9 protein-coding genes and 2 pseudogenes are annotated in these 10,809 nt (G+C 67.3%); 3 read left to right on the top strand and 8 right to left on the bottom strand.

What is annotated here, in order from left to right; genetic code table 11:
* Nucleotides 1-1,051: 1,051 nt before the first annotated feature.
* A pseudogene (locus ABZ656_RS52610) lies at nucleotides 1,052-1,171 on the bottom strand (IS5/IS1182 family transposase); the annotation flags it as partial.
* 228 nt (nucleotides 1,172-1,399) lie between these two features.
* Here ABZ656_RS52610 and ABZ656_RS52605 point away from each other — a divergent pair.
* Nucleotides 1,400-1,816, top strand: coding sequence for a peptidase inhibitor family I36 protein (locus tag ABZ656_RS52605; RefSeq protein WP_180362316.1), 417 nt, complete (start codon nucleotides 1,400-1,402; stop codon nucleotides 1,814-1,816).
* 372 nt (nucleotides 1,817-2,188) lie between these two features.
* Here the strand turns inward: ABZ656_RS52605 and ABZ656_RS52600 are convergent.
* Nucleotides 2,189-2,422, bottom strand: a pseudogene (locus tag ABZ656_RS52600) (transposase); the annotation flags it as partial.
* A gap of 160 nt (nucleotides 2,423-2,582) precedes the next feature.
* Here ABZ656_RS52600 and ABZ656_RS52595 point away from each other — a divergent pair.
* Complete coding sequence (locus ABZ656_RS52595) at nucleotides 2,583-3,149, top strand: DUF4240 domain-containing protein (protein ID WP_101403404.1); 567 nt, start codon at nucleotides 2,583-2,585, stop codon at nucleotides 3,147-3,149.
* 98 nt (nucleotides 3,150-3,247) lie between these two features.
* Here the strand turns inward: ABZ656_RS52595 and ABZ656_RS52590 are convergent, their stop codons facing one another.
* From ABZ656_RS52590 to ABZ656_RS52565, 6 genes are all read right to left on the bottom strand, one after another.
* Nucleotides 3,248-4,441 (bottom strand): hypothetical protein, encoded by a 1,194-nt coding sequence (locus ABZ656_RS52590; RefSeq protein ID WP_360279114.1) that lies wholly within the window; start codon nucleotides 4,439-4,441, stop codon nucleotides 3,248-3,250.
* Between the two features lie 672 nt (nucleotides 4,442-5,113).
* Nucleotides 5,114-5,563, bottom strand: coding sequence for a hypothetical protein (locus ABZ656_RS52585; RefSeq protein WP_360279111.1), 450 nt, complete (start codon nucleotides 5,561-5,563; stop codon nucleotides 5,114-5,116).
* Complete coding sequence (locus ABZ656_RS52580) at nucleotides 5,560-5,889, bottom strand: helix-turn-helix transcriptional regulator (protein ID WP_217213689.1); 330 nt, start codon at nucleotides 5,887-5,889, stop codon at nucleotides 5,560-5,562. Before ABZ656_RS52580 ends, ABZ656_RS52585 begins: the two co-directional genes overlap by 4 nt.
* Nucleotides 5,886-6,914, bottom strand: a complete 1,029-nt coding sequence (locus ABZ656_RS52575) for a tyrosine-type recombinase/integrase (protein ID WP_101404132.1) — start codon at nucleotides 6,912-6,914, stop codon at nucleotides 5,886-5,888. Before ABZ656_RS52575 ends, ABZ656_RS52580 begins: the two co-directional genes overlap by 4 nt.
* 154 nt (nucleotides 6,915-7,068) lie before the next feature.
* Nucleotides 7,069-8,115, bottom strand: coding sequence for an NUDIX domain-containing protein (locus ABZ656_RS52570; protein ID WP_360279108.1), 1,047 nt, complete (start codon nucleotides 8,113-8,115; stop codon nucleotides 7,069-7,071).
* A gap of 59 nt (nucleotides 8,116-8,174) precedes the next feature.
* Nucleotides 8,175-9,158 carry a GNAT family N-acetyltransferase gene (locus tag ABZ656_RS52565; protein ID WP_360279119.1) on the bottom strand — a complete coding sequence of 328 codons (984 nt, stop codon included), beginning with the start codon at nucleotides 9,156-9,158 and terminating at the stop codon, nucleotides 8,175-8,177.
* Between the two features lie 414 nt (nucleotides 9,159-9,572).
* Here ABZ656_RS52565 and ABZ656_RS52560 point away from each other — a divergent pair, with 414 nt between their 5' ends.
* Nucleotides 9,573-10,490, top strand: coding sequence for an endo-beta-N-acetylglucosaminidase H (locus ABZ656_RS52560; RefSeq protein ID WP_101403406.1), 918 nt, complete (start codon nucleotides 9,573-9,575; stop codon nucleotides 10,488-10,490).
* The last annotated feature ends 319 nt before the right edge of the window (nucleotides 10,491-10,809 follow it).

Here is a 10,809-nt window from a genome sequence, read left to right as displayed (position 1 = left end):
TCCGGGACATCGCTGGTCTTCAAACTCCAGTCCGCCGTAGCCACATCGCACACCTCCGAGATCAGGGTGTTGCGACGACCAGTTGAATCCACCCTCCTCCTCGATCCTCTCAAACGATCGAGTCCCTACCGAACCCGGAACGGTTCAACGATTCCGGGGGCCGACCCTAGGGGGAGAAATGCCTGGTGCGACCGGACGTATCACCAAGGCCGTCGTCGCTGGCGTCATAGCCGTCAGCGGCGTGGTCATCGGCACTGGCAGCGCCCACGCCAACGCCAGCGCGTACGCGTGCCGATCATGGAACACGAAGGGGAGCTACGCGCCCGTTTACGGCAACAGCGTCACCCTCGACTCCTGCTATTACGTCGAGTCGGACCGTCGCACCATAGAAGCCGAGGTCCCATTCCGGAACTATACCGGCCAGGGCCTGACGTATTGCGCGCACGCCCTCAACGTCAACAACCTCAGCGGCCCATGGGCCCACGACTTTGGTTGCACTTCCTCCGCCTCAATCGATGCCTATGTGTATGCGGGATGGGACTCCGGTTACGGTACGTCCTGGGCAAACTGGACAGCACCGGCTGGCACTTACGTGATCTCCACGGGGGTCTGGGTGAACGGTCACTACTACGGTGACGTCCAGAGCCCTAGGACCACCATCGGGTAAGCCACCTGGGCCGACTGGCAACCGCTCCGATACGCGAGGCCCGCTGTCTCCGGCGGAGTTCCAATCTCGGAGGCAGACGCCAGACACACGAGCGCCCTCCGTAGACGACGTTTCCTTTGGCGGGGGGAGTCGTTGTGTGGGTATGACGAGCCTTGCTGCGCCGCCGCCTCCAGGGCCCCGATGATCCGCTGGTAGTCCGAGGCGAGGACGGTCGTCTCAAGTCCCGGCCGCCAATCGGGCACGATCGTGCCGGGCGCCGCGGCGCGGTCCGACCCCCGCTGTCCGGCGGCGAACCGTCCGCCCCGCGGGCCTCGGCCAGCGCCGCCGCGAACTCCTCCCGAGTGATCACCGCGCGCTCGCAGGCCCGATCCGACTCCTCATCGGTCACCGGGAGACTTCGCGGTTTGTGAGGACCAGCAGGGCCCTGACCAGGGCGGTCGCCCATTTCGGGTCGGTGCGGACCTTGCCGAGCACGCGCCAGTTCTTGAGGTGGGCGAAGCCGTGCACCAGCCCCAGCACCCCGAACCCCGCGCACACCAGGCCCTTGACCTGCGGCTTCACGATGCGCACCGCTCATTAATGGGCGGTGATCTCCACAACCGGAAGAAGGCGGACACATAGCGCTGGCGCGGAGGCGATGTGATCCTTGTCGGAGTCCAGTCAGCACGGGCTCGCTATGTGGGCAGCCTGACTGGGCTTCGTCATGGCACTGCCGTCATGGGAGGGGACGCAATGCGTATCAGGTTCGGGCGGCGCACCGGCAAGCTTGCGATCGTGGGGACGCTCACGGTCGCCGCGTTGAGCTTGGCCACGGGAGGCGCTTTCGCCGCCACGCCGCCGACGGGGGCCGAGGCCTGCCCGAGCGGGAACGTGTGCTTGTACTTCAACTCGCCGCAGTACGGCTGGGGCGCGTGGGAAGACTGGTCGCCTGGCCAGAGCCTCAGTCTGTCGGACTTCAAGTTCGCTCACTGGGGGAACGGTTCTGGTTACGGGCAGACGGTGTACGACCACGCTGCCTCGATCGTCAACAACACCGGCCACACGGTGGTCGTTGAGTCGGACCTTGGCCACGACGACTACTACGTCGCGGGCTACGCCGGATCCCTGACCTCCTTCACCTACAACCACGACGCTCTCCTGTACTGCTGACGCCCAGCGAAGCATCGCGAGTGCCCCCTCTGCACCGACATGGTGGAGGGGGCCCGTCCCTTCGCCGACCCCGCTAGCGCAGCCCATGAGCGCCGGACCAGGCCGGGCTGCGCAGCCGTGGCTTCGACGATGCCCGCCTCAGCAGCAGCAACGCCCGCACCGCGCCGTCCTGCGAGCACCCGCCTGTCCAGGCTGGCGTCGACCGCGGCAACGGTTGATGACCGCGTACAGGTCGCCGCCGGTCTGGGCCAGGGAGTCCGGGACGCCGGCCAGGACCAGGGCGAGTTCGGGGTTGCCGACCGGCGGCATCGGGGCCCGGCCGACCCCCTTGTCGCTGCTGCTCCTCTCGTAGGCGGACAGACCCCGGTCCCGGCTCCACTGGGCGAAGCGACGGTAGACGGTGGGCCAGGCCGGCCCGAACACCGGCGGCAGCTGCCGCCAAGTGCAGCCCGAGGTGGCCACGAAGATGATCGCCGCCAGGCACTCGCGGTCACCGGCCCTCCGTCTGCCGCCGCCCTGAGGGCGTATGACCTCTGTCAGCGGGACCACCCGCCGAAACAGCGTCCACAACTCGTCCGGTACCAAGCGCTCCACCAGATCCGTCATGCACGGCTCAACGAGCGATCACGCCATCAGAAACGACGTCTCAGTCGGGGCAGCAGGTGCGGCCACTCGAGTCATGCGCGGTGAGGCACTCTTCAGCTTGAGATCAGCCTTGGGTCCCATACGGAGGCGACTGTCGTAGGGCCCTGGCAGACTGCCCGCCATGGACACCGAAGCGTTCTGGCGCATGCTCGACGCCGCGAAAGACAACGACAAACCGCTCGCCAACGCCGTCGCCGATCATCTGGCGGCCATGTCAGCGGAAGAGATCCTCGCGTTCGAGCACTGCTTCTCCCGCCTGCGTGACGCTGTCCACCGCTGGGACGTGTGGGCTGCCGCCTACCTCATCGGCGGAGGGTGCTCCGATGACCGGTTCAGCGACTTCACCGCGGGTCTGGTGGCCCTCGGGTGTGAGTGGTACGAACGGGCGGCTACTTGCCCCGACTCCCTAGCCGAGCATCCCGCTGTGCGTAACGCGGCAGCCACAGGTGATCAGGACGTCATCTTCGACGAAGAGTTCAACTTCGTATCGGCGAGGGCGTATGAGCGACTGACCGGTGACACAGACGCCTTCTGGGAGGCATGGGAGGAGTACGCCAACGCTCGCGCCACGACCGAAGGCGAGGAGAGCGACGATATGGGCGAGTCGTTTGACTTCGACGACGCCGACCAGATGCGCCGACGTCTGCCGCGGCTGGCCGCACTTCATCTCGGTCCTGAAGCAGTCTGACGGACACAGGGAGCCTCTGGAGCTTCCGTGAGAAAGACGCGCACCGGCGCGGAGTCTCAAGACTCCAAACGAAGGCCGATCTCAAGCTCAGTGGTCCTTCAAGATCCCTCCGGATGACCTGCTTCGTCGTTCGAGCAGGCAGCGAGGTAATCCGTCCAGCTGTCCTGGGCGAACCGAGCCCATCTGTGGGCGCTTGAAGCGCTGACGCCGAAGAGGTCGCTGATCACGATCGGAGGAAGGTCGGCAACGGCTTCGAGCATGGCGGTGTTGCGCGCGCTGATGACTTCCAGGCCGTGTTGCCGCAGCTTGTTCATGATCCTCTGCGCCGTGATCGGACGGTGGGCGGGCACTCCCGGAAGCAAGTAGGTGGGGCGGCCGTCCTGTGGCGGCCGGAGCATCGAGCGGACCGTCGGTCGAGCGATCTGTTCCTCGATGAGCAGTGCCAGCTTGGGTGGCAAGAGGACGGGGTTCCGTTCGATGGTGAGGTAGCCGTCGTCCCCAGTGCGTTCGAACCGGTCAGTGGTCAGTTCGACCAGGCGGACGACGGGCAGGCCGTAGAGCCCGATCAGTCCGCCCGCGATGCGGACGTCGAGGGGGAGTTGGTCGTCGTTCAGGCAGCGTTTCAGTTGCTCGTTCAGGGCGGCTTCGGTGATGAACTGGGTTGGGAGCCCGGTTCGCTCTGCCGTGAGGGCCATCCTGCTGGTAAGTCGTCGGGCACCGGCCCATCGGATGAAGGCTCCGATCGACCTGCGCCGTGTGGGGTGAGTGGTGAGCCAGAGGTCCAGGTCCTCCTGGCCGGCTGCGGCCAGGTCGAGCTGCTTCCCATCGAGCCAGTTCAGGAAGTCGATCGCGGCGCGGATGTCCCTGCGATCGCTGGTGGCGGCGTTGGTGGTGTACCGGCCGCGGGATGACCGGCGTCGTGCGTCGCGGATGATGTGCCACTCGGCGAAGGGACGGATGATCTTCATCTGATGCTGCGGAAGTCGTGCCAGGACATCGGCAGACCACAGTTCCAGGCGGGCGAGGTTCTCGTTTCGCTCCGGCAGGACGCCCGTCGCCACCAGGAGCTTCCGGAAGTGATGGGTTGTGTTGTAGTCCTGGGACAGGGCGTCCAGAGACGCGTGGGTGATCTCCGTGTTCTGGGACACGAGTTCGGCGAGGATCTTCGGGCCGGAGCTGGTCCGAAGCCAGGTCAGCACGGACCGTGGATGGTCGGCCGAGGCGAGCGCGTCCGCCAGCGGACGGAGTGCCGGCGGGACGGGGCCGTCCCCTTGCGTGAGGAGTTGGCGCACGCGGTCACCGACCGAGCACCTGGTGCAGAGTCCGGCGTCGTAGATGTCGCCGGGAAAACCGCAGCGGCTGCAGCTGTAGGTGATGTCCGTGCCGCAGCAGGGCCCGCAGAGATCGCCTCCGTCCTCAGCGCGGCCGATCAGGACCTGGGCGGTCTGGCATCGCGAGCAAGGCGCGGGGTTCCGCCGTCGCCGATTGAAGCAGGTGTCGCAGACCGGGCCGACGGGCCAGTTGGCCCGCACGTCACGCTGGCGGCCGCAGTCGGCGCACTGAGCGAGCGTGCGCGGCCGGCAGCGGTCACAGTGGAGTGCGCCTCCTCGCTCCCTCACGCGGTAGACACGCGCCTGCCGGTCGCAGACGCTGCACACCCCAAGCGGCCCCTCGTTGCAGTTCTGGCAGAGCTCGGGCTGCCCGTCGGCGGCACGGACTCTGATCCGCCGGAGGTTGCCGCAGCCTCCGCAGAGTCGGGGCGGGGGCGCATAGCAGCTGTTGCAGACCGGTCCGTCCTCAGTGTTGGCGTGGGCCGGTCGAAGTCTCCCGCACCGGATGCACTTCCGCTCCGGCCTGGGAGTGCAGGACTGGCACAGTGCCTTGCCGTCCTCGCGCCGGCTTTTCGGCAGCTTGCGCTGCCCGCAGGCGGCGCACTCGTCCCAAGACAGGGAAGGATCCCTGCTCTAACACCGCCTGCAGATCGGCCCCTCCTCGAGTCGGCAGGCGATCAGGCCGTCCTGTCCGCAGCGGGTGCACTTCCGAAGCTCGGTTCGGCACACGCACCACATGCAGCAGCGGCCCTGGGGAGTCGGGCGGGGAAGCTCCCGGTCGCTGCGGCCGCAGATGGCGCAGGACAACTGAGTGACCGCCTCCCCGAACCCGTCGGCCTTCAGCTGACGCAGGAGCCGGACCAGTGCGGCCGGGCAGTGGGGCGACGGGTCGGTGAGCGCGTCGCCCCGTTCGGCGAAGTGCCGGGCCAGCTCGCGTGCGGGTATCGGCCCCCATGCCTTCGCTCGCTCCAGGACGGCCTGGGCCGCCTGCTCGGTCAGCTCCGGAATCCGTTGCCGGACATGACCGACGATGCTGGCCCTGGCCTCCGCGAGGTCCCGCCGATTTCTCTGCTTCTGGTTCACGGCTTCCCGGGACGGCGAACCACGGCTCGCCGCGGAGTAATCGGAGTCGGGGCCGGGTCGGCGTCGCCGACTGCCTTGCGGAGCTGCGTGTTGACGACCTCCGGCTTGATCAGGTCGTTGGGGGTGCACTGCAGGATGTCGCAGAGCGCAACGAGAGTGTCCATGCTCATCCGCTGGGGCGGCTGAGTCACCAACCGGTAGACCTGTTCGCGCGAGAGAGTGACGCCCCGCTCGGCCAGCAGCGGCACCAGGTCCGAGGTCTGGAACATCTCCTTCTCGGCCATCAACTGCCGCAGCCGCCACTGGTAGCCCATCTTCTTGATCATGTCGTCACGTCCCAGTCGTCGCCCAGCCGGTTCTTGAGAGCAGCCTCCAACAGCTTGTTGCGGTACTCGTTCGAGACCCCCATATAGATCGCCGTGGTGGACGCGTGCGAGTGTCCGACTTGTTCTTGGACGAACCGGGCCGGATAGCCGAACTCGGTCAGGTGCGTGATGTAGCTGTGGCGCAGGCAGTGCAGGTCGAGGTCCTCGTCGAGGCCGGCGGCCTCGCGGGCAGCGACAAACGCCTCGTTGATCGACCGGGGCGACAGACGCCCGCACCGCTCCGTCACCCAGAGCGCAGGGTGACGCCCGGGCGAGAACTGCGGACGTATCTCGGTCACCCACTGGTCCAGCACGTCAACACACCAGTCCAACTCCGGGACAGTCAGCACCGTCCGCCGCTTGGGCGGCGAGCCCTTCTGGGACTTGCCGAAGCGGACCATCGCGCTGCCATAGCCGCGGAACTGCGGGGCCTTCCGGTTGCGCCGCAGGTCGACCAGGTCGAGCCGGGAGGACTCGGTGCGGCGCGTCCCGTAGGCGTAGATCGTCTTGAGCACAGCGGCGTCCCGCAGAGCACACAGGGCGCCCTTGCGGCCTTGGCCACGGATCTTGCCGGGCCGGGCATCGGCGGCGTCGAAAAGGGCCTGGATCTCGTCGTAGTCCAGCGGCCGGCGGCGCGGGTCGCCCTCGTACTCGACGGTGTGCAGGACCGAGTTGCCCTCGTGGAAGATCTGCTGCGGAACCTCGCCGAACCGCTCCAAGCAGGCATGCACCCAGCCGTACCGACTGTCGAGGAGGTACTCCAGGAACAGGCCGATCGTCACCTCGTAGCTGCGAGCCGTCGACATCTGGATCGGCTTGCTGCCACTTCTCAGGTGGGCGATGAACGCCTCGCCGTCCGCCGGCGTCCACTGCCACGGGTACTGGCCGGTGAACTCCTCCAACCGCTCGATCAGACGCACCCGCGGGTCGATCGTCGAGGACTTCAGAAACCGGGCCGACTGCTGCCTCGCCCAGCCCTCCTTCATCGCGTCGAACACCGCTGGCGCCGGGTCGAGATGGATGACGTTGCGGGCCAGGACAAGGTGCGCTGAACCGGGTGCTTGCGTGCTCACCTGCCTGTTGTATCAAACGCAACATTGATGAATCCATATGCTAACGTCCAGGTCAGAGCTCGATCGGCTAGGCGGCCCCCTTCGGGGCCCGCCTAGCCGACCAGCAGAAACGCCCTTTCAGGTGCCCCGCGGAGTGTTGCATCTGATGCAATTCATCCCGTTTGAGGGCGGCCAGCGAGTGCAGATCGTGCCACTCCCACCGCTCGAACCGCAGCCGCTCCTGTTCGGGTACGGCCAGTTCACCGGACCAGGCGACGGCGCGCACCACGCCGGACAGGCGCCGCAGCGGGCCGCGGTCGTCATGGAGAATTGCCACCAGATGGGCGTCCTCGGTACGGCAGGTCAGCCCTGCCTCTTCGGCCAGCTCGCGCACGGCCGCTGTGGGGAAGTCCTCGCCCGGCTCGACGCCGCCTTCGGGCAATTCCCACATCCTGTCCGTGGAACGCCCGAGCAGCACCCGACCGAAGGCGTCGGTGACCACCATGCACGCGCCGGCGACCGCCTGTGTCGACGGTGCCCCCTCCTTCTCCACCGCGGTGAACGTCTGGAGCGCGTCACACAGGACCAGGACCGTCAGGCCGTCGGCGTCGAACCGCTCCGCAGTCCTCCATTGCTCAGTCAGCAGCCGGATCTCGCCCTCGTCCAGCGCGATGTCGCGCCGTTCGGCCAGGGTAGCGGCAGCCAGCGGAGTGATCACCACGATCGCGCCGCCCGGCCGCAGCCGCCCGGCGAGCGTGCGCAGGACCCGCTGCCGGTCGCCAAAGAAGGGGTACACCAGGCGCAGAGTGATCAGGTCGTATCCGTCTTCGTTCAGGTCGGCGAGGTCGTCGTATGCGACGTCCAGGCACAGCCAGCGCACGCCCACCGCGTCCGCCTGCTCGGCCCGGGCACGGGCCAGAGCACTGTCGGCGAAATCGACGGCATCGACGAAGTAGCCGAGTTCGCCCAGATAGGCGGCCAGTTCCCCGGTGCCGCAACCCACGTCCAGCGCCCTGCCGTTGGCCGGTGCGGGAACATGCTCGGCCAGCAGCGCCTTCTCAGTCTGACCGACCCGGCGGAAGCCCCGGTGCTCCGCATAGTGCCGGTCCCACTGGTCCCGACGGACGTAACCCACGTAACTGCTCCTCATCCTATGGTGGTTCGTTTCGCTGTGCTGCCCGGGTCCGGCGCCGGTCAGGTCCCGTGCGCGGGGGCGTGCGCCGGGGCCGGGATGCGGGTCATCCGCATGAGCCCTGGGTCGCTCTCGAAACCGAGCGCGGCGTACAGCGGGGTGGAATCGTCGGACGCGTGCAGCTCGTACAACGTCACGCCGTCCCCTTCCAGGTGCGCGAGCAGCGCCGTTAAAGCGGCCTGGGCATAGCCGCGCCGACGGTATGCGGGAACGGTGGCGACGACCTGGATCCGCGCGGCCAGCCCCTTTGGATACCGAGGGGCGGGGAGCACAGCGTCGATCAGGGCGAGAGCACAGGCCGCGAGCCCTCCCTCGGGCGCGTCGACGACGTAGGCCCGGGCGTCCCCGCCTGGGACAAGCCGCGCGGCGAGGTGGTCTCGGCAGATGGCCAACCAGTCCTCGTCCAGCGGCTCCGACAGAATGAGTTCCGACCTCAGACGGGCGATCTCGCTCGCATCGGCAGCAACCGCCAGACGCGGCAACCCTCCCGCACGGGGGACCGGCACGCTGACCTCGGCCTGGGCGAGATCGGCGGCCAGTTGAACGCCCTGCGCCATGGCGTCACGCCGCTCATCCGGGTGGTCGTCGCCGAGGACGGCGGTGCGCTGTGCCGCGTGTCGGAGCACCAGGTCGCGTGTTGACGGGCTCAGCCGCAGCCGGTGCAGCATCTCAGGCGGGAACCAGCGCAGCAAGACGCCTTCGGTGAGGCGCAGGCGGTCGGGGTCGCCGTTCCAGCGGCCGGCGAAGACCTGGATCAGTACGCACAGGCCATCGGCGCCGGTGGCCTGCTCCACAGCGAAGGGCTCGAGAACCGGGACGACAAGATCAGGGACTTCCTCGCTGAGTTCGCGCCGGACCGTATCCTCGAGCGTCTCGTCCTCCGGCTCGCTGCCGCCGCCGGGCAAGGCGAATGACCCTGGCTCCCAGATATCCGCGTAGTTGTCACGCAGATGCAGCAGGTACCGGCCCGCATCGTCGAAGAGCAGCGCCTGTGACGAGGATTCTTGGTTGGCACAAAAGAGGGATGGTTGACACCGGTCAGACGTTTGATCCGCGAGGAGCGGAACCTGAGGTTTGCTGGAGAGGAGCGGCTGACCGTTTGCTCCAGTGGTGCGGATCCGCGGCGTGCATGCCTGGTTCGTCCGCGCCGGCGGTGATCGCGTCGATGCCGATCTCCATGGGTTCTGTTGGTCGTCGGCCTGGGCCGGCGCGGCAGCGCAGCGTTGTAGTAACTCCCCTGCCGGGGCTCAGGGTTATGGTGCGACGCGCCTGCGTGGGAGTCGTGAAGAGTTCTCGCATGGTTCTGGGGATTCGGTCACGGGAACGGAAAGATCGGGGGGCTCACTCGGCGCTCGCGGACAGGTCGGGCGCCGCTCCATGCGATGGGAGACCGATCAACGATGTTCACTCCGGTGCGGAGCAGAATACGGACGGCCGCGCTCGCGCTCTCGGCCATTACAGCCCTCGCCTTAGGCGCGACCGCCACGACCGGCGCGGCAGCGGCCCCCGCTCCCGCGAAACAGGGACCAACCTCGGTGGCGTACGTCGAGGTGAACAACAACAGCATGCTGAACGTCGGCAAGTACACCCTCGCCAATGGCGGCGGCAACGTCTTCGACGTCGCCGTGATCTTCGCGGCGAACATCAACTACGACACGGGCACGAAGGCGGCGACCCTGTACTTCAACGAGAACGTGCAACGCGTCCTCGACAACGCCGCCACGCAGATACGGCCGTTGCAGCAGAAGGGCATCAAGGTCGTCCTCTCGGTGCTCGGTAACCACCAGGGCGCGGGCTTCGCCAACTTCCCGTCCCGGCAGGCGGCTTCGACGTTCGCGAAACAACTGTCGGACACCGTGGCCAAATACGGCCTCGACGGCATCGACTTCGACGACGAGTACGCCGACTACGGCAACAACGGCACCGGCCAGCCCAACGCCAGCTCGTTCGTGTACCTGGTGTCGGCACTGCGCGCCAACATGCCGGACAAGATCATCAGCCTCTACAACATCGGCCCGGCCGCGTCGCGCCTGTCCTACGGCGGCGTCGACGTCTCGTCCAAGTTCGACTACGCCTGGAACCCGTACTACGGCACCTGGCAGGTCCCCGGCATCGCACTGCCCAAGTCGAAGCTGTCGCCGGCGGCCGTCGAGATCGGCGGAACCTCACAAAGCACGGCCGCCAACCTCGCCCGCCGCACGGTCAGTGAGGGGTACGGCGTCTATCTGACGTACAACCTCGACGGCGCCGATCGCAGCGCCGATGTCTCCGCGTTCACCAGGGAGCTGTACGGCAGTGACGCCCACTACACGCCGTAGGCCGACCACACTCTCCGGCATCCGGTGTCCCCTCGGGGCGTGCCACATCCCGTAGGGCCGCGCCTCGGGCAGGCCGCGCTTTCGACAACGATGTCGGAGGCGCGGTCGCCACAGGTACGGTGACCTGCGTTGTACCAAAGTGCCAACCATCTCCCTGGTTCTGTGCTTCCGGCCGCGGAAGCTGGTTGGCATCAGTGCAGGTCACGAACGTCGCCCGATGTCAACTAGTAGGGCTTGGTCAGGTCGGTTGTTGTGGTGCGTGTCCTGTCGGCCCGGTGTGGCGTTGAGAGTGTGTGACTCCGGACGAGATTGCTGTGGT

It is taken from the genome of Streptomyces sp. NPDC007095 (genome assembly GCF_040634475.1).
Classification (GTDB): domain Bacteria; phylum Actinomycetota; class Actinomycetes; order Streptomycetales; family Streptomycetaceae; genus Streptomyces.
Note: the sequence above shows the minus strand (reverse complement) of the source record. Positions and strands in the feature narration are given on the sequence as shown.

Bases quoted from the DNA above. Each gene is read 5' to 3' on its own strand.
- ABZ656_RS52560 (WP_101403406.1), top strand. From the start codon at position 9,573: ATGTTCACTCCGGTGCGGAGCAGAATACGGACGGCCGCGCTCGCGCTC.
- ABZ656_RS52605 (WP_180362316.1), top strand. From the start codon at position 1,400: ATGCGTATCAGGTTCGGGCGGCGCACCGGCAAGCTTGCGATCGTGGGG.
- ABZ656_RS52580 (WP_217213689.1), bottom strand. From the start codon at position 5,889: ATGATCAAGAAGATGGGCTACCAGTGGCGGCTGCGGCAGTTGATGGCC.
- ABZ656_RS52595 (WP_101403404.1), top strand. From the start codon at position 2,583: ATGGACACCGAAGCGTTCTGGCGCATGCTCGACGCCGCGAAAGACAAC.
- ABZ656_RS52575 (WP_101404132.1), bottom strand. From the start codon at position 6,914: ATGAAGGAGGGCTGGGCGAGGCAGCAGTCGGCCCGGTTTCTGAAGTCC.